The organism is Pilimelia terevasa (assembly GCF_014647915.1).
In the GTDB taxonomy this organism is placed as follows: Bacteria; Actinomycetota; Actinomycetes; order Mycobacteriales; family Micromonosporaceae; genus Pilimelia; species Pilimelia terevasa.
The window spans coordinates 61,976-84,678 of record NZ_BMQC01000007.1 but is presented as its reverse complement, the minus strand read 5'-3'; the positions used below and the strand labels follow the sequence as shown (position 1 = coordinate 84,678).

At 73.9% G+C, this 22,703-nt stretch carries 22 protein-coding genes; 7 read left to right on the top strand and 15 right to left on the bottom strand.

Features of this window, described 5'->3' with window-relative positions:
- Positions 1-127: 127 nt before the first annotated feature.
- The 3 genes from IEY75_RS11585 to IEY75_RS11575 are packed head-to-tail and all read right to left on the bottom strand — an operon-like array spanning position 128 to position 2,549.
- Positions 128-778 carry a NeuD/PglB/VioB family sugar acetyltransferase gene (locus IEY75_RS11585; RefSeq protein WP_189114295.1) on the bottom strand — a complete coding sequence of 217 codons (651 nt, stop codon included), beginning with the start codon at positions 776-778 and terminating at the stop codon, positions 128-130.
- Positions 775-1,401 carry a sugar transferase gene (locus IEY75_RS11580; RefSeq protein WP_189114294.1) on the bottom strand — a complete coding sequence of 209 codons (627 nt, stop codon included), beginning with the start codon at positions 1,399-1,401 and terminating at the stop codon, positions 775-777. The genes IEY75_RS11585 and IEY75_RS11580 overlap by 4 nt, the downstream gene beginning before the upstream one ends.
- The gene (locus tag IEY75_RS11575; protein ID WP_189114293.1) at positions 1,398-2,549 is read right to left on the bottom strand and encodes a DegT/DnrJ/EryC1/StrS family aminotransferase; all 1,152 of its coding nucleotides are present in this window, start codon (positions 2,547-2,549) and stop codon (positions 1,398-1,400) included. The genes IEY75_RS11580 and IEY75_RS11575 overlap by 4 nt, the downstream gene beginning before the upstream one ends.
- Before the next feature lie 90 nt (positions 2,550-2,639).
- Between IEY75_RS11575 and IEY75_RS11570 the strand changes: the two genes are divergently transcribed.
- Positions 2,640-3,227: an arsenate reductase/protein-tyrosine-phosphatase family protein gene (locus IEY75_RS11570; protein WP_229789575.1), complete on the top strand. Its 588-nt coding sequence runs from the start codon at positions 2,640-2,642 to the stop codon at positions 3,225-3,227.
- Here the strand turns inward: IEY75_RS11570 and IEY75_RS11565 are convergent.
- Positions 3,211-4,644: a tyrosine-protein kinase domain-containing protein gene (locus IEY75_RS11565; protein WP_189114292.1), complete on the bottom strand. Its 1,434-nt coding sequence runs from the start codon at positions 4,642-4,644 to the stop codon at positions 3,211-3,213. The two genes, IEY75_RS11570 and IEY75_RS11565, sit on opposite strands and share 17 nt — an antisense overlap.
- 179 nt (positions 4,645-4,823) lie before the next feature.
- Between IEY75_RS11565 and IEY75_RS11560 the strand changes: the two genes are divergently transcribed.
- From IEY75_RS11560 to IEY75_RS11550, 3 genes are all read left to right on the top strand, one after another.
- On the top strand, positions 4,824-6,746 hold the full coding sequence (locus IEY75_RS11560; protein ID WP_229789574.1) for a polysaccharide biosynthesis protein: 1,923 nt from the start codon (positions 4,824-4,826) through the stop codon (positions 6,744-6,746).
- An 88-nt stretch (positions 6,747-6,834) separates the two neighbouring features.
- Positions 6,835-7,728, top strand: coding sequence for a DUF3109 family protein (locus IEY75_RS11555; protein WP_229789573.1), 894 nt, complete (start codon positions 6,835-6,837; stop codon positions 7,726-7,728).
- A gap of 26 nt (positions 7,729-7,754) precedes the next feature.
- Entirely contained in the window at positions 7,755-8,729 is a 975-nt protein-coding gene (locus tag IEY75_RS11550; protein WP_229789571.1) for a restriction endonuclease, read from the top strand.
- 68 nt (positions 8,730-8,797) lie between these two features.
- Here IEY75_RS11550 and IEY75_RS11545 read toward each other — a convergent pair whose 3' ends face one another.
- The 4 genes from IEY75_RS11545 to IEY75_RS11530 form a co-directional block, all read right to left on the bottom strand.
- The gene (locus tag IEY75_RS11545; protein ID WP_189114290.1) at positions 8,798-9,001 is read right to left on the bottom strand and encodes a hypothetical protein; all 204 of its coding nucleotides are present in this window, start codon (positions 8,999-9,001) and stop codon (positions 8,798-8,800) included.
- Positions 9,002-9,238: 237 nt separating this feature from the next.
- Positions 9,239-10,456: an NsdA family TPR-like regulatory protein gene (locus IEY75_RS11540; RefSeq protein ID WP_189114289.1), complete on the bottom strand. Its 1,218-nt coding sequence runs from the start codon at positions 10,454-10,456 to the stop codon at positions 9,239-9,241.
- Positions 10,457-11,289: 833 nt separating this feature from the next.
- Positions 11,290-11,895 (bottom strand): HD domain-containing protein, encoded by a 606-nt coding sequence (locus tag IEY75_RS11535; RefSeq protein ID WP_189114288.1) that lies wholly within the window; start codon positions 11,893-11,895, stop codon positions 11,290-11,292.
- A gap of 121 nt (positions 11,896-12,016) precedes the next feature.
- Positions 12,017-12,832, bottom strand: coding sequence for a GntR family transcriptional regulator (locus IEY75_RS11530; RefSeq protein ID WP_189114287.1), 816 nt, complete (start codon positions 12,830-12,832; stop codon positions 12,017-12,019).
- Positions 12,833-13,099: 267 nt separating this feature from the next.
- Between IEY75_RS11530 and IEY75_RS11525 the strand changes: the two genes are divergently transcribed.
- Both IEY75_RS11525 and IEY75_RS11520 read left to right on the top strand, forming a co-directional pair.
- Positions 13,100-13,333, top strand: a complete 234-nt coding sequence (locus IEY75_RS11525) for a hypothetical protein (RefSeq protein ID WP_189114286.1) — start codon at positions 13,100-13,102, stop codon at positions 13,331-13,333.
- A 3-nt stretch (positions 13,334-13,336) separates the two neighbouring features.
- Positions 13,337-13,546, top strand: a complete 210-nt coding sequence (locus IEY75_RS11520) for a hypothetical protein (protein ID WP_189114285.1) — start codon at positions 13,337-13,339, stop codon at positions 13,544-13,546.
- 22 nt (positions 13,547-13,568) lie between these two features.
- On the opposite strand, the gene IEY75_RS11515 is transcribed toward IEY75_RS11520, so the two are convergent.
- The 3 genes from IEY75_RS11515 to IEY75_RS11505 are packed head-to-tail and all read right to left on the bottom strand — an operon-like array spanning position 13,569 to position 16,142.
- Positions 13,569-14,099, bottom strand: a complete 531-nt coding sequence (locus IEY75_RS11515; RefSeq protein WP_189114284.1) for a mycothiol transferase — start codon at positions 14,097-14,099, stop codon at positions 13,569-13,571.
- 37 nt (positions 14,100-14,136) lie between these two features.
- Positions 14,137-14,820: a response regulator gene (locus IEY75_RS11510; protein WP_189114283.1), complete on the bottom strand. Its 684-nt coding sequence runs from the start codon at positions 14,818-14,820 to the stop codon at positions 14,137-14,139.
- A gap of 35 nt (positions 14,821-14,855) precedes the next feature.
- A complete protein-coding gene (locus IEY75_RS11505) occupies positions 14,856-16,142 on the bottom strand; it encodes a sensor histidine kinase (RefSeq protein WP_373290258.1) in 1,287 nt (428 codons plus the stop codon).
- Positions 16,143-16,295: 153 nt separating this feature from the next.
- Between IEY75_RS11505 and phoU the strand changes: the two genes are divergently transcribed.
- Positions 16,296-16,988: a phosphate signaling complex protein PhoU gene (gene phoU / locus IEY75_RS11500; protein WP_308425700.1), complete on the top strand. Its 693-nt coding sequence runs from the start codon at positions 16,296-16,298 to the stop codon at positions 16,986-16,988.
- Between the two features lie 103 nt (positions 16,989-17,091).
- Here the strand turns inward: phoU and IEY75_RS11495 are convergent, their stop codons facing one another.
- From IEY75_RS11495 to mshA, 4 genes are all read right to left on the bottom strand, one after another.
- On the bottom strand, positions 17,092-18,897 hold the full coding sequence (locus tag IEY75_RS11495; protein WP_189114282.1) for an RICIN domain-containing protein: 1,806 nt from the start codon (positions 18,895-18,897) through the stop codon (positions 17,092-17,094).
- A gap of 458 nt (positions 18,898-19,355) precedes the next feature.
- Positions 19,356-20,105: a phosphoglyceromutase gene (locus tag IEY75_RS11490; RefSeq protein ID WP_189114281.1), complete on the bottom strand. Its 750-nt coding sequence runs from the start codon at positions 20,103-20,105 to the stop codon at positions 19,356-19,358.
- A gap of 668 nt (positions 20,106-20,773) precedes the next feature.
- Entirely contained in the window at positions 20,774-21,274 is a 501-nt protein-coding gene (locus tag IEY75_RS11485) for a type III secretion system chaperone family protein (RefSeq protein ID WP_189114280.1), read from the bottom strand.
- Positions 21,271-22,623 carry a D-inositol-3-phosphate glycosyltransferase gene (mshA, locus tag IEY75_RS11480; RefSeq protein ID WP_229789568.1) on the bottom strand — a complete coding sequence of 451 codons (1,353 nt, stop codon included), beginning with the start codon at positions 22,621-22,623 and terminating at the stop codon, positions 21,271-21,273. Before mshA ends, IEY75_RS11485 begins: the two co-directional genes overlap by 4 nt.
- Positions 22,624-22,703: the final 80 nt, after the last annotated feature.

Genomic DNA, 22,703 nt, shown 5'->3' with positions numbered 1-22,703 from the left:
CGGCAAGACCTGCCAGGCAGAGCGGGCCAGGCAGAGCGGGTCAAGCAGAGCGGGTCAAGGAGAGCGGGTCGGGTGCGGAGCGGGTCGGGTGCGGAGCGGTCCGGCGGAGGCGGGTGGTCGGAGCCGGTCAGCGGGTGGCGGCGGCCAGGCGCAGGGAGCGGCGGGGTACCGCCGGGTTCCCGGCCACCGTCGCGCCCGCGGGCACGTCGTGGAAGGCGACCGCGCCCGCGCTCAGTGCCGCCCCGTCGCCCACCGCGTGACCGGGGGTGACCGTGGCGCGGGTGCCGAGGAACACCGCGGCGCCCACCCGCACCGCGCCGTTGACGGTCGCGTACGGGGAGAGCACCGTGTCCCGGCCGACCACCGCGTCGTGCGCGACCGAGGCGTACGTGTTGAGGACGACGTTCGCGCCGAGCACCGCGCCCGCCCCGACGAACGCGTACGGGCACAGCACGCACCCCTCCCCCAGCCGGGCCGTCGGCGCCACGTGCGCCCCGGGGTGGACGAGCGTCACCAGTCGCCCCCCGGCCGCCGCCACCCGCCCGGCGAGCGCGGCGCGGACCCCCGCGTGCCCGACGGCGACGACGTGGTCGACGCCCGCCGCCACCCGCGCCAGGCCGCCGAGGACGGGCGCACCGGCCCCGATGTCCCCGCCGCCGGGGTACCGGTCGTCGAGGAAACCCCGCACGACCCCCTCGCCCCAGCGCTGCGCGGCGTACTGCGCGACCTCCCGCCCGAAGCCGCCGGCCCCGACCACGACCACCCCGCGCGGCGTCATCGCCCGGCCTGCGCCGGAGCGGCGCCCGCCGTGCCCCGGAACTCCGCCATCGTCGCCTCCCCGGGCGCCGCCACCCCGGTACCGCGCCACACCGCCGTCGCCGTCGCGGCGAGGATCCGCAGGTCGAGGCGCAGGCTGCGGTGCTCGACGTACCAGGTGTCCAGCGCGAGCCGCCGCGACCACGCGATGTCGTTGCGGCCCCGGACCTGGGCGAGCCCGGTCACGCCCGGCCGCACCTCGTGCCGCCGGGCCTGCGCCGGGGTGTACCGGTCCAGGTAGGCCGTCAGCAGCGGGCGCGGCCCGACCAGGCTCATGTCGCCGCGCAGCACGTTCCACAGGGTCGGCAGTTCGTCCAGGCTGCACCGGCGCAGCCACCGGCCGCACGGGGTCAGCCGGTCGGCGTCGCTCTCGCGCCCGGGGGCGACGGGCCGCATCGTGCGGAACTTGACCAGCCGGAACGGCCGCGCCCCCCGCCCGGGCCGCCACTGCGTGAAGTGCACCGGCCGGCCCAGTGCCACCGCGACGGTGACCGCCACCGCCAGGTACAGCGGCGCCGCCACCGCCAGCAGCACCGCCGCGGCGGCGACGTCGAGCGCGCGCTTGCCGCGCGGGTCGGCCCTCACCGGCCGGCGGCGGCCCGGCCGGCGGGTGCGCCGCGGCGGTCCAGGAAGTCGTGCAGCCGGTCGAACAGCCGCCCGAACGCCGCGTCGTCGGTCGCCGAGCCGTTGGGCAGGACCAGGCCGTCGCGGTGCAGCGCGTCGGCCGCGCCGGACAGGTGCGCCGGGCAGTCCGCGAAGGCCGGCTGCCGGTGCATCGGCCGCCACATCGGGCGGGTCTCCACGTCGGCCAGTGCCAGCGCGGCGCCGAGTTCGCCCGCGGACCAGCCCGCCGCCGCCGGGTCGACCGCCAGCGGCGTGAGCCAGCAGTTGGCGTCCGGGTCCCCGGCGCCGGGCAGCCGCACGCCCGGCCGGCCGGCGAACGCGGCGACGTACCGCGCGCGGACCGTCCGGCGGCGCTCCAGCAGCGCCGGGAGCCGGCGGAGCTGGGCGCGGCCGAGCGCGGCCAGCAGGGCGCTGAGCCGGTAGTTGTAGCCGACCTCGTCGTGGGCGTACTCGGCGCCCGGCAGCCGGGCCTGGTTGGCGAGGTGGCGGCAGCGCTCGGCGAGCGCGGCGTCGCCGGAGACGACCGCGCCGCCGCCGGAGGTGGTCAGGATCTTGTTGCCGTTGAACGACAGGGCGGCGGCGCGCCCGGCGGTGCCGGCGGGCACGCCGTCGCGGCGCGCGCCGAGGGACTCGGCGGCGTCCACCAGGTGCGCCACCCCGTACCGCGCGCACAGCGACGCGACGCGGGCGTGGTCGGCGCACCGGCCGAACAGGTCTACGGGCAGCACCGCGCGCAGCGCCGGCCGGGCGGCGAGCGCGGCGCCGAGCAGGTCGACGTCCAGCGTGCCGTCGCCGGGGTCGACGTCGACCAGGACCGGCGTGGCGCCGACGTACCGGACGGCGTTGACGGTGGCGGCGAAGGTCAGCGTCGGCACGGCCACCTCGTCGCCGGGGCCGACGCCGGCCGCGCGCAGGATGAGGTGCAGGGCCGCGGTACCGGAGCTGACCGCCACCGCGTGCGGCACCCCGACGGCCGCCGCCAGCTCCGCCTCGAACAGGGCGACCTCGGGGCCGCCGGGGGCGGGCCAGCCGGAGCGGAGCGCCCGCAGGACGTACTCCTCCTCCAGCGCCCCGATGTCGGGAGGGGACAGCAGGACGCGGCCGGTCATGATCGCCTCCTGGCCGGGCGGCGCGGGATATCGTGGCGGGCGACCGGCGTACCGGGGGGCGGCGCCGGCACGGAGGGAGGGCCGCCGACCGTGGCCAGACAGTTCCACATCCTCGTCGTCTGCCGCGCGAACCTGTGCCGCTCGCCGATGGCCGAGCGGCTGACCGCGGGCATCCTGCGCGACCGCACGGCCGGGCGGCGGCACGGGCTGGCGGTCGCCAGCGCCGGCACCCACGCCCGCGACGGCGCGGCCATGCACCCGCACGCGACCGAGACCCTGCGCACGCACGGGCTGGTCGACGGCGACTTTCGCAGCCGCCGGCTCACGCCCGAGCTGCTGCACCGGGCGCAGCTCGTCCTCACCGCCTCGCGGGCCCACCGCGCCGAGTGTGCGCGGCTGGCGCCGGCCGCGGTCGGGCGGACGTTCACGCTGCTCCAGTTCGCCCGGCTGGCCGCCGTGCTCCCGGCCGACGAACTGGGTGAGGAGGCCGACCCGGGCGAGCGGCTGCACCGGCTGGTCGGCGCCGTCCCGCGGCTGCGGGCGCAGGCGGCGCCCCGGATGCCCGAGGACGACGACCTGCGGGACCCGGTGACCGGCCCGCTGGCCGACTTCGCGGCGTGCGCGGACCGGATCCGCACGGCCGTCGAGGAGTTCGCCACCGTCATCGCCCCGCGCTGACGGGCACCCCGCGCGGCTCCTCGGGGGCGGACAGGTCGTCCACCAGCGACCGGGCCCCCGCCTGGCCGGGCGCGCCATAGCCGTAGCCGTAGTACTGGTACGGGTCCCCGTCGCTGCGCATGACCATGTTGAACACGCAGCCCAGCAGCCGCGCGTCCACCGAGCGCAGTGCCCCCGCGGCGGCGTGCACCTGCGCCTGCGTCGTCTGCCGCGCCCGGGTCACCAGCAGCGCCCCGTCGGCGCGGGCGGCCACGACGGCGCCGTCGGTCACCGGCAGCAGCGGCGGGCAGTCGACGATCACCAGGTCGTACCGCTCCCGGAAGTCCTCCAGCAGGTCGGCCATGTGCGCCGAGCCGAGCAGCTCGCTGGGGTTCGGCGGCTGGAAGCCCGAGGGCAGCACCCACATGCCGGTGCCGTACTCCTGGGCCACGTCGTCCAGCCGGGCCTGCCCGGCCAGCAGCGTGGTGAGGCCGGCGGCGCCCTCGATGCCGAGGTACTCGGCCACCCGCGGCCGGCGCAGGTCGGCGTCCACGAGGAGCACCCGCTTGCCGGCCTCGGCGAACAGGGTGGCCAGGTTGCAGGCCGTGGAGGACTTGCCCTCGCCCGCGATCGCGCTGGTCACCACGACCGTGCGCACCGGCCGGTCCACGTCCACGAACTGGAGGTTGGTGCGCAGTTGGCGCAGCGCCTCGGCGCGGGGGGTGTGGGCCATCGCGGTGACGAGGCGGTGCGGGGTGTCGCGCAGCGCGCTCTCCACCGGCACGGCGGCCAGCACCGGGGCGCCGGCCGCCTCGGCGAGCGCGTCATTGGTCTTGACGGTCGTGTCGAGCAGCTCGCGCATGGTGGCGGCGCTGGCCCCGAGCAGGAGGCCGAGCAGCCCGGCGACGAGGAAGTTGCGCACGGGCTGCGGGGCCACCGGGGTGTCGTTGACGGTCGGTCCGGCGACCACCTCGACCTTGACCGAGGACTGCGGGCGCCCGGGCTGGGTCTCCAGCAGCTCGACCAGGGCCTTGAACTCCGCCGCGACGTGGGTGGCCAGCAGCCGGGCCCGCTGCTGGGACTCGTCGGTGACGGTCGCGTCGAGCAGCACGGTGTCCGGGTTGGGCTCGGCCCGGACCCGGTCGCGGACCTCGGCCGGCGTGAGGCCGGTGTTGGACTTGCGGCTGACGGCCGCCGAGAGCCGGTCGCTGGTCAGCAGCGCCGCGTAGGACTTGACCCGGGCCTGGGAGAACAGGCCGCCCTCGTACGCCTCGCCGACGCCGGAGTTCGGCGTGGTGACGAAGAAGGTGACGCTGGTCTGGTACCGCGGTGTCGTCTTCACCGTGATCAGCGCGGCCAGGCACAGCGCCGCGGTGACCGCGCCGAGTACCCACCACCAGCGCTTGCGCAGAACCCGCAGCACGTCGCGGACATTCATCCGACCACCCCGCAGTCTCGGACAAAACGTATTTATTGACTATATGAGCACAGATAACCTGAGCGGACCGATTAGGCGAAATCACCAAAGAAGCCGCTTTCAGCGCTTTAGGCTCGATGCACCCCCGCACACCGCCCGCACCGGCGGGCCCGTCGGTACGAGTGAGGGCAGGCCGAGCCGTGAGCGTCCGCGAACCCACCGCCGCCCCCGCGACCGGCTGGGTGATCCCCGACGCGCTCGCCTGGACCGCCGGCCTCGGCCTCGGCGCCGCCCTGGACCTCCCCCACCACCCCGACCCGTTCGTGGTCACCGCCGCCGTCGCCTTCGGCCTGCACCAGGTCCTGCTCCGGGCCCTGCCCCCGCCCCGGCTGCGCCGCACCGCCGCGCGGGAGGCCGCCTGGCTGGGCGCGACCCTGCTGGTCACCGCCGCGCTGCTCGTCGCCCTGGCGCTCCCCCCGGCGGGCGCGCTGCTGGACCCCGGCGCCGTGGGCCTGGGCTGCGCGGTCGCGGCCGCCCTCATGCTCGGCGGCCGGGCCGGCTGGCGGTACCGCCGCCGCGGCGCCCCCTCGGCCCGCACACCCGTCCTGCTCTACGGCACCGCCGCCAGCGCCGCCGCCCTCGCCCGGCTCATGCGCACCGACGCCGCGTGCCGGTACCGCCCGGTCGGCCTGGTGCCGGACCACCCGGTCGACGTGGCGGCGGTCGACGCCGAGCTGCCCGTCGTCGGCGACCGCGCCGACGTCGGCCCCGCGCTCGCGGCGACCGGCGCCCGCCTGGTCGTCCTCACCTCCCCGGTACCCCCGGACCGGCTGGACGCCCTGTGCCGGCGGGCCCGCGCGGCCGGCGCCGCGGTCCAGCCGCTGCCGGAGACGAACCTGCTCATCGAGGGCGCGGACGAGCCGGGCGCCTGGGACGTGACCAGCCTGCTCGGCCGCGCGCCCGTGCACACCGACCTGGCCGGCGGCACCGACTACCTCACCGGCAAGCGGGTCCTGGTCATCGGGGCCGGCGGCTCGATCGGCGCGGAGCTGTGCCGGCAGATCGCCCGGCTGGACCCGGCCGAGCTGATGCTGCTGGACCGCGACGAGTCCGCGCTGCACGCCACCCAGCTCTCGATGTCCGGGCGGGCCCTGCTGGACGGCCGGGAGACCATCCTCGCCGACATCCGCGACGCCGCCGGCCTGCGGCGCGTCGTCGCCGACCGGCGGCCCGACGTCGTCTTCCACGCCGCCGCGCTCAAGCACCTGCCGATGCTGGAGACCCACCCCGCCGAGGCGGTCAAGACCAACATCCTCGGTACCCGCAACGTCCTGGCCGCGTGCGCCGACGTGGCCCGGTTCGTGAACATCTCCACCGACAAGGCCGCCAACCCCACCAGCGTGCTGGGGTGGTCCAAGCGGATCACCGAGCGGCTCACCGCGCACGCCGCGCGGGAGGCCGGCGGGACGTTTCTGTCCGTCCGCTTCGGCAACGTCCTGGGCAGCCGCGGCTCGGTGCTGACCGCCTTCCGGGCGCAGTTGCGGGCCGGCAGCCCGGTCACCGTCACCCACCCCGAGGTCACCCGCTACTTCATGACCGTCCGGGAGGCCGTCGGCCTGGTCATCCAGGCCGCCGAGATCGGCCGGGCCGGGGAGGCGCTGATCCTGGAGATGGGGCCGCCGGTGCGGATCGTGGACGTGGCCCGGCAGATGGGCGAGATGATGGGCCGCCAGCCCGACATCGTCTACACGGGACTGCGGCCGGGCGAGAAGATCCACGAGGACCTGTTCGGGGCGGGCGAGCGCGACGTCCGGCCGATCCACCCGATGGTGTCCCACGTCGCGGTACCCGCGCTCGACCCCGCGCTGCTGCGCCTGCTCGACCCGTACGGCGACGAGGCGCACCTGCGCGCCGTGCTCGCCGAGCTGTGCGCGGTCCCCGACCCGGCCGCGCCGGACCCCGCGAGCCCGCACCACGCCACCGGCCGCGCCGCCGTCAACCATGCGGCCGCCGACCACGCCGCCGCGGGTCCCGCCGCGCCGCGCACCGCGGCGGCGGCCGCCGCCGCGCTCGTCCACGACGGGGTCCGGCTGGTCGGCTCGGCCGACAGCACCCGGGCCTGACCGCCCCGCCGGGTCCCGTCCCCCGGCTCCCGGGCGACATACCGCGCGGATCACCCGCCGGGTGCCCGGCCTCCCCTACCCTCACGGGGTGCCTACCCGTGCTCCCGTCCCGGTCGTGATCAGCCCCCGCGACCGCGAAGTCGGGCTCGACTTCGCCCGCGAGTGGCTCGACTTCGCCGATCCGGCCGACGGCGAGCACCGCGTCCGCGCGGACCTGACCTGGCTGCTGTCCCGCTGGACCTGCATCTTCGGCCGCGGCTGCCACGGCATCGTGGCCGGGCGCGCCGCCGACGGCTGCTGCTCGCACGGCGCCTTCTTCACCGACGCCGACGACGAGAAGCGGACCCGCGCCGCCGCGGCCAGGCTCACCCGGGCCACCTGGCAGCACTACCGCCGCGGCTTCGCCAACTACACCGAGATGGACAGCGTCGATGGCGAGTCCCCCGCCCGACGCACCGCCACCCGCGACGACGGCCCGTGCGTCTTCCTCAACGACGCCGACTTCCCCGGCGGGGGCGGCTGCGCGCTGCACGGGCAGGCGCTGCGCGACGGCGCCCACCCGCTGGAGTACAAGCCGGACGTGTGCTGGCAGCTCCCGGTCCGCCGGGAACAGGACTGGGTCGACCGGCCCGACGGCACCCGGATCCTGGTGACCACGCTGGGCGAGTTCGACCGGCGTGGCTGGGGCGAGGGCGGCCACGACCTGCACTGGTGGTGCACGTCCTCGCCCGAGGCCCACGTCGGCGCCGAGCCGATGTACCTGTCGTACGCCCCCGAGCTGACCGCGCTCATCGGCCGCCCCGCCTACGACGAACTCGCCCGCCTCTGCGCCGCCCGCGCCGGCACCGCCCCCCTGGCCCCGCACCCGGCCACCACCGCGGCCGGCGCCGGGCCGGCGGTCCCGCCGATCTGGCGACCAGCGCCACCGCCCGGAGCAGGCACTCGATCCGGTCCGCGTCCTTCGCGCACTCCGCGTCGGTAAACTCGGCGGTTGTCGCGAGCTAAGGGGTGATCGTCCTGTCCGGACCCGTTTCGCAGGTGCCAAAAATTGACGAGTTTCGGCCGGTGGTTCTCGCCGTCGTCACGGACGGGCAGACCTGGCACATTCGCGACATCCGCGAGGCGGTCAAGCAGCATGCCGGCCTGACCGACGACCAACGCGCGGAGCGGATGGCCAGCGGCGAACTGCGCGCCGACAACCGGATCGCGTGGGCGGTCAGCAGCTTCTACCACGCGGGCGTCCTGCAGCGGCTGGCCAAGGGCCTCTACCGCATCACCGATACTGGTCGCCAGTTCGCCGCCCGCGGTCCGGAACCGATCAGGGAGCGTGACCTCCTCGGCCTGCCGGCGTGGGACGCCTACCAGGAAGGGCTGCGCGCCCAGCGCGCGGAGGCCCCCAAGGCGCCGGCCGCCGCGTCGGGGGTACAGATGAATCTGGAAGACGTGGCGGACGCGGTCGCCACCGACGCGAGCCCGGACGAGGTCGTTGAAGCGGCAGTGGCGGTAAACCGGGCCGAAGCCGCCGCCGATTTGCTCACCCGGCTGCGCGCGGCCTCGCCGGAGTTCTTCGAGCGGACTGTGCTGGACCTGCTCATCGCGATGGGCTACGGCGGCGCCAGCGGCCGCGCGAGGCATCTCGGCAAGACGCACGACGGCGGCGTGGACGGCGTCATCGAACAGGACGCCCTCGGCCTGCGGACCATCTACGTCCAGGCCAAGCGGTACGCCGAGGGTAACGCGGTCGGCCGGCCGGAGCTGCAGGGATTCGTCGGCGCGCTGAACGGGCATGCCGCGGATCGCGGCGTGTTCCTGACCACCTCCACGTTCACGGCCCAGGCCCGCGAGTACGGTGCGGCCATGCGCGGTGGAATGGTCGTCGTCGACGGACCGCAGCTCGCCAACCTGATGATCAAATTCAGTGTCGGCGTCCAGGTGCGCCAGACCGTCGACCTGATCGAGGTCGACGACGACTACTTCGACTGATCGACAAGGTTCGAGTACTCGGCTACGTCCCGGGCGGTCACGAGCTGTCGCCGCGGAGCGCGGCGTGATCACGGCCGGCTCCCGTACGCGGGCGTGGCGCCCGGCAGCGCGCAGGCGACCGTGGCGCCGTCGTGCCGCTTGGTCCTGGGGTACCGCGCGCCGCTGGGGTCGGCGTTCTCGATCGTCCGTACCTGGCCGATGCGCTCGACCGGGCCGAGCTTGTCGCAGCGAGTCCGGTTCGGTCCCGTTCCGGCTCGATCGCCAGGTCGCATGTGACCTGCGGTCCGTCGGCGGTCTCCACGACGATCGTGACGTCGGTGAGGGCCAGCGTGTCCGCGGTCGCGGCGCTGACCCGCAGGATTCCCACCGCCGCGCACGGCGTACCGGGATGGCATCCGCCGTGGGGAATTCCCGCGCCGTCCACCACCACGACCAGATCGGCTGTCGCGACGACGAAGTCCTCATTGGGTCGACCCGGAGCACCATCGGTGGCGATCGCGCACACCAGCTCACCTCCCGTCGAGAGTCAGCGCCGCACGGAGGTTTGCGACAGCCGCGTGCCGCGCCCACGGACCAAGTTGCCGAGCGGTCTCGCGCAGGTCGGTGACCGTCCGCGACGACCCCGTAGTCAGGGCGATCGCCAACGATTCTTCCGCACGACGACACGCCTCGTCAGGCTGCCCCGCCAGGGCGTGGGCGTGCGCCAGCCGCGCGAGGTACTGCCCGCGGTCCCGGTGGTAGTGCGGCGGCAGCACAGCGAGCACCGCGGTGAATCCCTCGATCGCCGCGGTCGGCCGCCCGAGTTCGAGATGACACGTCGCTCGCGTGATCGCCAGGTGGAGCGGCATCTCGCAGTACCTACCCGTGGCCGGGTCGTCCGCGGTGGAATCGACAGCGGACTCCGCCAGAGTTGTGGCGCGGCCGAGTGCGGCCGCGGTTTCGCGCTCGCTACCCGCAATCGCGTGCCCCACCGCCTCGGCCTGGGCGGCAATCGCCTGGACCCGGCCAGCGCCTGGCGAGGCGTCACGCTGCGCCGCGATTGCCAGCCGCGCGGCGAGACCGCCGTCGCGCTGGCCGGCCGCCTGGACAGATCGCCGGACGAGCACGAACGACGCCATCCGCAGGTCGCCGCCGCACTGCGCCCACTCCAGCGCCTGCCGGTACCAACCGGTGGCGGCGGAGGCGTCGCCCGCGTCGTGGGCAAGCCAGCCGGTGAGCTCGGCGTACCTCGCGCCGACGCGGAGCAGCTCGTCGAGCACCCGGCCGGTAACGCCCCGGCGGACGTGCTCGACGGTTCCGGTGAAGACCCGGACCACCGGCATCAGGACCCGTGGCCCGAGCAGATTGTCAGCCAGATAATAGTCGTGGAGTGACTGGCGCAGGCTGGCGACCAACTGCGGACCCGGATGGTACGCGTCGTCGTCGGGAAGCACGGCCCCGCAATCGGCGGTCGCGGTGTCGACGGAACCGGTTGGTAGAGCGGTGGATTCGGCTACCGCGACCAGTTTTCCGAACCTCGCCTGGACGTCGGCATCGGCGCGCGAGAGCGCGGTGTCCAGTAGTTGCTGACTCCGCAACGCCAACTCGGTGGCCGGGGACGCCTCCCACTTGCTCACACCGCGCCCGGAGACGCCGAGCATCGCGGCGAAGTCGTCGCCACTCAGCCGGAGGGCGAGCCGGAGTGCACGCGCACTGCGACCGCTCCACGAGGCCATCACGACCGACACACGCCACCTCCGGGAGCCCCACTGCGGGCAAACCTTAGCGGCGTCCGGGCAGTCCGGAGGGAGGGAGTGCAGGGCTGGTTCGGTCGCGGTGCGGTACCGGTTCGTGGACTGACCGGCACCCTGACGTCTTGACTGGGATCAAGCCAAATGGGGGTCGGAAGTGAGTAGAGCAGTGAGCGGCAATGACGAATGTCCCGAGTGGTGCGACGCGCCAACAGCCCACACGGCGCCGCACAAGCATGTCCACTGGCGCCTAATCGGCGAGGTACCAGTCCCGCGCGAACACGCCGAGGTGACCCGCGTCCACATCACCATTCAACAACACCCCCACACCACCGAACCCATCGTCGCCCTACGCACCGACGGCGTACTCGACTTCGGCCGACGAACACTACGACGACTGAACAACCTACTCACCGAGGCCGAACGCCTCCTCCGAAACTGAACCATTGGACGCCACCGTCTTCGCCGCATACGCCGCCGCACAACTCGCCGACATCGCCGCAATCCTCACCCAACACGGACCGGCCGGCGGCGCCTGCTGCGCCTGCGGACGACCCCACCCCTGCCCCCACGTCGAAACCCTCCTCCGATACCGCACCCACTACCAACGCTGCCTCACCCAGACCCGCCAACCACAACCGCGAGTCGACTGACGGCCGCGTGGTACTGCGGTGATCTACTCGCCGGTGCGGCCGTCGAGGAGTTCGCGGGCGAGCACCACCCCTGGCGCCCACCCGGCGACCACAGCCGCCCCGCGCCCCCTCCTCACCCCAGGCGGCGCCGAACCAGCGGCCTCGCCGTCCGACCTCACCCGATCAGGTCGACGAGGATCACTCCGACGGCGCGGGGCGTGGGGCGATGCGTGCGTCGCGCCACCACTGGTTGGGGTCGATTTCGAGGGCCGCAGCCGCGAGCCGCTTGCCCGATTCGGTTCGCACGCCCGCGAGGCAGGAGTCGATCCACGGCTGGACGAGCGGGTTGCCCCGGGCGCCGTACTCGCGCGCCTGGAGCAGGCACTCGATCCGATCCGCGTCCTTCGTGCACTGCGCCTCCGGCGTCGCCCGGCCCTCGTACTCCGCCAGCGCACCCCGCACCGCCGCGCGTGCCGGCTCGCTCATCCGCTCCGTCTGGAGGCCGAGCACCTCGACGGCGTCGCGGGTACTCACGTGCGGCTTGCCGATGAGCGGCACGTCCCCGATGCGGCACTCCGGGATGTCGTGCAGAATGCCGAGGGTCGCCGCGCGGTCGGCGTTGCAGCCCTCCATGGTCGCGACCACGAACGCGACCAGGCCGACCCGGTAGGAGTGCTCTGCCACCGACTCGGGCTGCGGCACCCCGACAATCTGCCACCCGGTCCGCGGCAGATGCTTCAGATATCCAGCCTCGTACAGAAACGCGATGGTTCCACCGTCGTCGGCGGAGTGCGATTTGGACACGGTCGGCTCCCTACGTAGACCTGGCGATTCTTCCGCGCGACCACCCGTCTCTTCAGGTTCGCCCCGGCCGTGGTGTGTGCGCAGGCGCGCCGCGCGGAGTACGGCCCAGCCCCTCCACCATCTAGGCAGGCGGACGCGGGTCGGACAGCTCGGTGCGGTAGTGCAGGCTCACACGGTCGGCCGGGATCACGATGTCGACACACGCCTCGACGACGCGTTCGCCCGCGTACATGAGGCGGCGCACCGCCAGGACCGGGACGCCGTCATCAATCTGGAGCGCCCTGGACTCCTCGGGGGTCGGCATCCGGGCGTTGACAATCTCGTCCACCGCTGTCACGCGGACACCGACAAGGTCGAGCTGCGCCATCGTGCCGCCCGGCCACGGCTCGTTCGCCACGTCCAGGACGGCCGTCCCGTCGAACATGTCGCGCAGCAGGTAGCTGTACGAACGGCGGTGCGGCTCCCCGTCGAAGTGGAACGTGAACGTCCGCCGGAACAGGACCGTGCCCTCGGGTACGTCGAAGACCTCGGCAAGCTCCGCGTCAGCGGGTACGTCCTCGCCGCGCTTGTCGAGCGTGAACCTCTCGAAGTCCCTGTGGTCGTAGTGGAAGGGCGTCGAGTCGCGTGTCTCCGCGGCCCGGGCGACCTGATCCAGCTCGGCCTGATAGCGGGTCGAGGCCATCCGGCGCACCTCGCGATGCCTGCGGACATACCAACCGCGCCCGTGCTGGGAGCTGACCAGTCCTTCGTTCTTGAGCAGCGTGAGACCTTGCCGGACCATCGTGCGCGAGACGGCGTCGTACTCCAGGCTGAGCTGCGCTTCCGACGGCAGTGGCCCGCCGTGCGGAAACTCCCCGGCGAGGATGCGTCGCCGCAGGTCGTCAGCAAGCTGTTTGTATACCGGTCGGTCGGCTCGCCGGTCGATGGGCTGGCTCATGGTCACCTCCACTCGTTTGCGCAGGCCAGTCTACTTGTGTGCTCACTGACATGAGTTCTCCGCCCGCATCTCTAGGTGAACTTGTAGACACAAGTGGACGTGAGTACCTATACTTAATCCACCTGGCACCCGAGACGCGTCCAGTTAGTGAGGTGCGGTGCCAGGTTCGCGGGCGACCGGCACCAGTTCCGGGCCGACCGACCAACCCGGAGGTTGAGAGTGAACAGCGCGACGCACGACCGGAGCCAGTGTCCTGAGTGGTGTGACATGACCACGCACGCGACGCCGCGCACGCGCGTCCACTACCGGCTCGTCGGCGAGGTGCCGATCGCACCCGACCACGCCGAGGTGACCCGCGTCCGGATCAGCATCCAGCAGTATCCCGGGGCGACCGAACCGGTCGTGGCCCTGCGCGCGGACGGCGTCCTCGACTTCGGCCGGCGAGCCCTACGACGGCTGAACGTCCTGCTCGCCGAGGCCGAGCGCCTCATCCGGAGCTGAGCCGTGGACGCCACCGCCTTCGCCGCGTACGCCGCCGCGCAGCTCGCCGACATCGCCGCCATCCTCGCCCGACACGGCCCGGGCGGCGGCGCCTGCTGCGCCTGCGGACGCCCCGACCCCTGCCCCCATGCCGAAACCCTGCTGCGGCACCGCGCCCACTACCGACGCTGCCTCGCCCAGGCCGGCTACCCGCCGCCGCCGCGAGCCGACTGACGCTGTCGCCCGGTCGGGCGGGCTACTCGCCGGTGTGGCCGTCCAGGAGTTGGCGGGCGATGTCCAGGTGGCCGAGGTGGCGGGCGTACTCCTGGAGCAGGTGGACGAGGATGCGCGACAGCGGGGGCGCGGTGTCCGGGCGGGTGAAGCGGCCGCCGACGGCGGCACGGGTCGCCAGCGCGGTCCACGGGGCGAGCCCGTCGAGGATCTCGTCCGCGGCGGCGGTCTGGGCGTCGTAGGTGGCCCAGATGTCGGCGGTCGGGCGGTCGACCCGCCACTCGGCGACCAGGCCGCCCGGCGGGCGGGCGTCGACCTGCTCGGCGCGCAGGCCCCAGCGCAGCCAGCGGTGCTCCATCCAGCCCAGGTGCTGGACCAGCGCCAGCGGCGCCCAGCCCGTCGCGGCGAGCGGGGTGCGCAACTGCTCCTCGCCCAGGCCGGCCAGCTTGCGCCGCAGCGCCTCCCGGTACCACCGCAGGTACCCGACCAGCAACTCGCCGGGCTCGGCCACCGCGAGCCCCGGCCCGGACAGCCCCGGATCCTGATCCTGTCTCAACGGCGACTCCCCCCGGTGCGGCGGCGATCCACCCGGCCTACGGCTCGAACTTGTAGCCCAGGCCGCGGACGGTGACGATGTGCCGCGGCGCCGACGGCTCCGGCTCCACCTTGGAGCGCAGCCGCTTGATGTGTACGTCCAGCGTCTTGGTGTCCCCGACGTAGTCCGCGCCCCACACCCGGTCGATCAACTGGCCCCGGGTCAGCACCCGGCCGGCGTTGCGCAGCAGCAGCTCCAGCAGCTCGAACTCCTTGAGCGGGAGCTGGACCGGCCCGCCGTCCACGGTCACCACGTGCCGCTCCACGTCCATCCGCACCGGCCCGGCCGACAGCGTGCCCGCCGTCGACTCGACCGGCTCCGCCGACTGCCGGCGCAGGACCGCACGGATCCGGGCGACCAGCTCCCGGGGCGAGTACGGCTTCGTCACGTAGTCGTCGGCGCCGATCTCCAGCCCGACCACCTTGTCGATCTCGCTGTCGCGCGCGGTCACCATGATGATCGGTACCGCGGAGCGCTGCCGGAGCTGCCGGCACACCTCGGTGCCGGCCATCTCCGGCAGCATGAGGTCCAGCAGCACGATGTCGGCCCCGGTCCGGTCGAACTCCGTCAGCGCCGCCGTGCCGGTAGCCGCGACGGAGACCTCGAAACCCTCCTTGCGCAGCATGTACGACAACGCGTCGGAGAACGACTCCTCGTCCTCCACGACCAGAACCCGGGCCAACTGAACTTCCTCCCTCTGCACGGCCAACGCCGCCTTCACTGTCCGCCGCCGATCCCACCGGGGAGCGGTGTCCCGGACGACTCGTCCGGCGGGCTGGCCGGTAGCCGCAGGGTGAACGTGGACCCCTCACCCAGGGTGCTGCGCACGTCCACCCGGCCCCCGTGGTTGGTGGCGATGTGCTTGACGATCGCCAGCCCCAGCCCGGTGCCGCCGGTGGTCCGGGAACGCGCCTGGTCCGTACGGTAGAACCGTTCGAAGATGCGGTCCAGGTCCGCGGCGGCGATCCCGATGCCCTGGTCGCTCACGGCGATCGCCAGGTACTCGCCCTCCGGTCGCACCTGGACCGTCACCCGGGTGTTCTCGCCCGCGTACGCGATGGCGTTCTCGACCAGGTTGGCCACCGCGGTGGCGACCTGGGAGTCGCTGCCGTACACGGTCAGGCCCCTGTCGCTGCGGACCACCACCTCGATCCGCTTGGCGTTGGCCGCGGTGCGCGAGCGGTCCACGACCTCGGCGAGCACCCAGTCCAGCGGGACCGGCAGCAGGTCGGGTAGCGGCTCGCCGCCCTGGAGGCGGGACAGCTCCAGCAGCTCGTTGACCAGCCGGCCCAGCCGGGTCGACTCGACCTGGATCCGCTCGGCGAACCGCCGCGCCGCCGCCATGTCCTCGGTCGGGTCCTCGGCGACCGTGTCGGGGTCGGTGGCGCCCAGCAGCGCCTCGGCCAGCAGTTGCAGCGCGCCGATCGGCGTCTTCAGCTCGTGGCTCACGTTGGCGACGAAGTCCTTGCGGACCCGCGCGACCCGGTGCGCCTCGGTGACGTCGGCGGCCTCCACGGCCACGTACCCGCCGCCCAGCGACACCGCGCACAGGTGGATGCCCAGCGGGTCCTGGGTGCGGTCGGGGCCGCGCGGCAGGTCCAGTTCGACCTCGCGCAGCACCCCGGTCCGCCGGACCTGGCCGGCCAGCGTGCGGATGATCGGGTGGGCGACGACGGAGCCGGGCGTGCCGCCGGAGCGCAGCAGGCCCATGGCCCGGGCGGCGGGATTGACCAGCACGGGTTCGTCGTCGGTGTCCAGGACGACGACGCCGGCACGCAGCGCGTCGAGGCTGCGGCGGTGGACGTCCGCGGTGAGCGGTAGCTGCGACAGGCTGATGGCCGACCTCCCCAGGGCCGGGCGCCGACCCCCGTCGGGCGTCGGCGCCGGCGAAGAACGGCGGTGGAGGAGGCGCACGACGTACGCGGCGGCCAGGCCGCCGACGAAGCCGGCGACCGCGCTGAGCACCGCAGCGTCGGTCAGCGCTGGTACCACCGCCGAGTTCACTACTTGATCGTACGGTCGATTGTTCACCCCAGCCGGGCAGTGATCGTGACGAAAGCGGCGGCGGCAAGGCAGAGTTCACGGCGGCGCCGGGAAGCGTTCACCGCAGTTCACCTGGGAGCCGCCTCCCGCGCCCTACCGTGGCCGTACACCGAGGTGAGGAGCTACATGCGCGAGGAGTTCGACGCCGCCCTGCTGGAGATCGGCCGGTTGCTGGTGTCCATGGCCGAGGCCGTCCGCACGGCGATGAGCCAGGCCACGGACGCGCTGATCGACGCCGACCTGGCGCTGGCCGAGGGCGTGGTCGCCCGCGACGCCGAGGTCGACACCACGTACCAGGAGGTCGAGCGCACCGTGCACCAGGTGCTGGCGCGCCAGGCACCGGTCGCCAGCGACCTGCGGACCGTGGTCAGCGCCCTGCACATCGCCGGCGACATCGAGCGTATGGGCGACCTGGCCACCCACGTCGCCCGGACGGCCCGCCGCCGGCACCCGGCACCGGCGCTGCCGCAGGAGCTGGTGGGCGTGTTCCGCCAGATGGGCAACGTCGCCGACAAGCTCGCCGGGGAGATGGCCACGGTGCTGTCCGCCCCCAACGCCGCCCGGGCCGCCCGGATGGACGACGCCGACGACGCGATGGACGCCCTGCACCGCCAGCTCCTCCAGGTGGTCCTGGGGCCGGGCTGGCCGCACGGCATCGAACCCGCGGTCGACGCGGCGCTGCTGGGCCGCTTCTACGAGCGGTACGCCGACCACGCGGTCAACGCGGGCCGGCACGTGGTCTACCTGGTCACCGGCGCCCCGGCCGGTCCCGCGGCGGCGGCCGGCCCGGCGCCGACCGCGATCTGAGCGGGATCGGACCCGACGCGGTCTGCGCGGGTCCGATCCTCACGATCTCGGCGGTGCCGTCGTCCGCTTGCCGCTGGGAGGACGGGCGGCGCCGTCTCCGTGGTCAGTCCAGCGTCAACGCGAAGACCTGCGCCCGGTTCTTGGCATCGGCGGGCTGCTGCTGCAGGGCGGACAGGTCGCCGTCGGTCATGGCCATGGCCAGGCCGCTGAGGCGGTTGACCAACTGGTACCGGCCGTCGGCGATGCGCGTCAGGCTCCACTGCTGGTCGGTGCCCGTGATGGCGCAGGGGCGCAGTGTCAGCTCGCCGCCGACCGTGGTGGCGCGGTTGTTGCTCACGCACAGGGCCGTCGAGGAGAGCTTGAGCTGCCAGTACTGTCCCCGGGCGGTCAGCCGCCACTGCTGGCTGGTCGCGTTGCTGCGGGGGCTGTGCGTGACGACGGTGCCGGGCAGGCTGGGGGCCGGAGCGGACACCGCGTCCCGGGAGCTGAGGGCGGCCAGGTGGTAGGTGCCGGAGCTGCCCAGCGGCGCCGGGTCGGCGATCCGCTTGACGTGCCACCGCTGGTTCGCCGCGCCCGAGTACACCTGCTGCTTCACCAGCGGCTTGTCCGGACGACCCTGGGTCAGCGCCAGGCCCGTCAGCCAGTTCAGGATGCTGAACGAACCGTCGGTGTGCGGCAGGTAGGCCCAGCGCTGTCCATCCTCACCGGCGCATTCAACCTGGTACGAACGGGTGCCGGGCTTCTGGCTACGGTTGGCGGAGTCGAGGCAGAGGAGGCTGTCGTTGTTCATGAGCTGGATGCCCAGGTCGTAACCGACCAGCCACTTCTGGGTGGCGGAGGCGCTGTCGGCGGGGGCGGCGGACAGGTAGCGCCTGGGGTCGTTGGTGGAGCCGTCGGCGGGGTCGATGTCCAACGCCGCGCCCGACGCCGCGTTCGTCACCAGGTAGGTGAAACCAGGCCGGGGGTAGTCGGCGTTGCTGGGAGCGTCGCTGGCGTAGAAGTACCGCGACCGGGCGAGGTTCCAGTGGGTGGCCAGGTAGCTGCCCGCTGGCGGGGCGACGTTGAAGTAGTCGTCGCCGGCGCAGTCGGGTAGCCGCTTGGAGTCCCACTCCGGGCAGTCGGGCGTGGGCGTCTTGTCGTCGTGACACATCATGTCGAGCGCCTGCGTGCAGTGCCCGTCGTCAGCGTGCGGGGCAGAGTCCTGCACCGCACCCAGCGCGTGCCCCATCTCGTGGGCGATCGCGTTGGCGCCGAGGCAGCCGGCGGTGGCGTCGACCCGCAGATAGCTGGTGCCGGTGTTCGAGGCGTTGCCGGGGCCGGGCGAGTCGTCACTGGAGTAGCCGGCGATGCCGCAGACCTCCGTGGACTCAGTGATCATCAAATACTTGCGGTCATTCTGGTCGTAGTCGAGGGCGCGGACCGCGTCCACCGACTGTTCGAAGTCCTTGAGGGAACCCTCCGGCACTACCACGTGCTTGACCACCGCCCGGCAGCCGTCGCCGACCTTCTCGGTCAGAAACCGCAGGTGCCGGCTCTGCCCCTGCCGCGCCGCGCCGTCGTTGAACGCGGCGTCGGCGTTCACCAGCCACGCTTGCAGCACCGGCTGCATCGCCGCGTGGCGGTCGGGCATGGTGGCCTCCCGCACGTAGAGCACCTCGGCGCGGGCGCCGCCGTTGCCATCGCAGACGAAGCCGGTCATGTCGGCGCCGTCTGTCGGCGACGTCGTCGGCGGCGTCGACGTGGGCAGCGGGCCGGTGGGCACGCCCACGCGCCCCCCGAGCAGCGCCTCCAGTGCCGGGGCGTGCGGGCCGCTGGTCGTGCGTTCGGCGGGCGTTGTCGGGCCGGCGGCCGACCCCGGCAGGGCAGCCGCCGCCAACAGAACGGCCATTGTGGCAATCGCTGTCTGCATCGTGTTTCCTCTCCTTGTGTCCTCGCTACGAGGACGCGGTGTGCGCTGCCCCGGCGCCGAACACATCGCTCCTGCAGCACGGCCGAGTGGGGCCTTGCAGGACATGGAAAGCACGAAGATTGGCCCTATGTGGGTCCACTCATGGGTACGCGACAACAGGTGCGGCGCGGCGCGCTCGGCGTTGGCAGCGGGCGGACGTGATCGGTGCGATCCATTTCCGTTTGCTGCACCAACGTTGGGGCAGTCACCAGGAGCGGACAAGCAGGTGGGAAGACCTTGGGACGCCGGGGACGCGGAGCCGGTCGTGGGCTGGGCCTCAGGCAATCACGCGGGACGTTCACGGTGAACCGGAGAACGACTCCCGTGAACGTCAGTGACCGTGCTGTGCCCGAACTCGGCACAGGCGATGCATCGCAGAGGGCCCGTGCGGCCCCCGCGGGGGCCGCACGGGCGCTCCGTCAGCGCCCCTGGGCCGCCACGGCGGCCGCGGCGGCGGTGGCCGCGGCCGGGTCCAGGTAGGTACCGCCGGGGTTGGTCGGGCGCAGGTCCGCGTCCAGGTCGTAGCGCAGCGGCATCCCGGTGGGGATGTTCAGTGCCGCGATGTCGGCGTCGGAGATCCCGTCCAGGTGCTTGACCAGGCCGCGCAGCGAGTTGCCGTGCGCGGCCACCAGGACGGTGCGGCCGGCGCGCAGGTCCGGGACGACCCGGTCGTACCAGTACGGCAGCATCCGCGCCACGACGTCCTTGAGGCACTCGCTGCGCGGGCGCAGCTCGCCCGGCAGCTCCGCGTACCGCGGGTCGTGGACCTGCGAGAACTCCGCGTCGTCGGGCAGCGGCGGCGGCGGCGTGTCGTACGAGCGCCGCCACTTCATGAACTGCTCCTCGCCGTACTCGGCGAGCGTCTGCTTCTTGTCCTTGCCCTGCAACGCCCCGTAGTGGCGCTCGTTGAGCCGCCACGAGCGGCGCACCGGGATCCAGTGCCGGTCGCACGTCTCCAGGCTGAGCTGCGCGGTGCGGATGGCCCGCCGCTGGAGGCTGGTGTGGACCACGTCGGGCAGGATGCCCTGCGCGACCAGCAGCTCGCCGCCCCGGCGCGCCTCGTCCTCGCCCCGGGCGGTCAGGTCGACGTCGACCCAGCCGGTGAACAGGTTCTTGACGTTCCACTCGCTCTCGCCGTGCCGCAGCAGCACGAGGGTACCCACAGTCATGGCCTCATAGTGCCCGACCGCGGGGCACGCGGCGACGCTGCCCCGGCGCCGCGCCGCCGACGAGGAACCGGCGGACCCGACCGCGCGCGGCGGCCGGCGGTCCGCCGGTTCCAGGGCCGTTCCCCAACGGCGTGACGGCCGAGCCGTCGATCCCACCCCCAGCGCTCCGCACGGCGGCGGCACCGCCCCGGGGGGCGGCGCCGCCGGTGGCGGAGCCTGGTTCGGCACCGTGTCCCACCGCGGTGCCGACATCGACTGTAGGGAACCCGGGCGCCGGGGACAACGGTTCGTGAAACTCATTCTGGTCATACCGCGGTGAGGGGGAGCGACCGGGCCGCGGGCCGCCCCGCACCGGGGGGAACGGATGAAGCCGGCGTGCTCCGCCACTGTCGTGGTCGGAGCCTGCCGGCTTCCCTGGCCGTTCCCCAACGGCGAGGCGGCGCGCCGCCCCTTTTACCCCACCCCAGCACTCCCCCGTCGCGCGGACGCCGCGGACGCGACGCCGCCAGGCGGCCCGGAGTCTGGTCGGCACCCGGTCCCACAACCGGTGCCGCCGTCGACTCTAGGAGGTCGGCACACCCGGGGACAACGGCCCGCACATGTCGGGACGGTCACAATGTGGTCGCGGAACATCACGACCAGTGAACGGGGTCACGCCGCGAACCGCGCTAGTCGGACTCCGCGGGCATCAGGTGCGCGAACGCCCGCAGGTTGGCGACCGACTCGCCGCGGCTGCGCCGCCACCGCCACTCCCGCCGGATCGCCTCCCCGAAGCCGATCTCCAGCAGCATGTCGAAGGACTCGTCGGCGTACGTCAGGACCGCGCCCAGCAGCCGGTCCAGCTCGTCGGCGTCGACGGCGCCCAGGCCCACGCGGCCGGTCAGGTAGACGTCACCGGCGCCGTCGATGGAGAACGCCACGCCGTACAGCCGGGCGTTGCGGCGCAGCAGCCAGGCCCACAGGTCCTCGCGGCGCTCGTCCGGCTGGCGCATCACGAACGCCTCGACCCGCAGCGCGTGCTCGCCGACGATGAGGTTGCAGACGGTCTTCAGCTTGTGCGTACCGGGCAGCGTCACCGCGAACGACCGCGGCCCCGTCGCCTCGCACGCCAGCTCCCCCTCGGCGCAGAACCGCGCGATGAGGTCGGCGACGACGGCCGGGTCGCTCACCAGGCGGCCCGGCCGGCGGTCGCGGCCAGGCGGGCGCGCAGGCGGTGCTGGTTACGGCGCATCGCCTCACCGTAGACGGTCAGCAGGCTGTCGACCGTGCGGTCCCAGGAGAACCGCTCGGCGTGGGCGGCCGCCCCGGCGCCCAGCGCCGCCAGGCGGGCCGGATCGCCCAGCAGCCGGGCCAGCGCGGCCGCCCACCGCTGCGGGTCGTGCCCCTCGACGAGGGCCCCGCTGACGCCGTCGCGGACGGCGGTCACCAGGCCGCCGACCGCGGCCGCCAGCACCGGCGTACCGCAGGCCTGGGCCTCCAGCGCCACCAGGCCGAACGACTCGCTGTACGACGGCACGGCGACCACGTCCGCCGCCCGGTACAGGACGGCGAGCCGCGGCGGGGGCAGCGGCGCGAGGAAGTGGACGTGGTCGGCGATGCCGAGCCGGTGCGCCAGCTCGATCAGGCCGGCCGGCCGGTCCAGGCCGCTGCCGCTGGGTCCACCCACGACGGCGACGGTGAGCCCGGCGACCGCAGCCGGGTCGCGCCGCGCCAGCGCGGCCACCGCGCGCAGCAGGACCTCCGGCCCCTTCAGCGGCTGGATCCGGCCGACGAAGGCCACCAGCGGGCCGTCCGGCGGCAGGCCGCACTCGCGCCGCGAGCGCCGCCGCACCGTCTGCGCGCAGCCGACGCTCGGCGGGCGGAACCTGTCCAGGTCCACGCCCGGGGCGACGACGGCGACCTGGTCGGCCGCGGCGCCGTACCCGTCGACCAGCGCGGCGGCCTCCGCGGCGGTGTTGGCCACCAGCCGGTCGGCCTCGCCGACCACCTGCTCCTCGCCGATCAGCCGGGCCAGCGGCTCGGGCCGGTCCCCGGCCGCGAGCTGCGCGTTCTTGACCTTGGCCAGGGTGTGCGCGGTGTGCACCAGCGGTACGCCCCAGCGGTCCCGGGCCAGCCAGCCCACCTGCCCGGACAGCCAGTAGTGGGAGTGCACCGCGTCGTACCACCCCGGCGGGCGCCCGGCCTCGGCCCGCAGCACCCCGGTGGCGAACGCGCAGAGCTGGGCGGGCAGGTCCTCCTTGGCCAGGCCCTCGAACGGGCCCGCCACGACGTGCCGGACGCGGACCCCCGGTGCCAGCTCGACCACCGGCGGCACCCCGCTCGCGGTCGCGCGGGTGAACACCTCGACCTCGACGCCGCGGGCGGCCAGGCGGCGCGAGACCTCGGCGACGTAGACGTTCAGCCCGCCCGCGTCCCCGGTGCCCGGTTGGTGCAGGGGGGAGGTGTGCACCGAGAGGGTGGCGACCCGCCGCGGTACCGGCAGTGTGTCCGCACCCTGCCCGACTGACCGTTCCGCCACCGTGTACTCCCTCCGGCCGTACCCAAGCGGTGGGAACACCAGTACCGGCGCACATCATTCCCCGGCCAGCGACGGAAGTG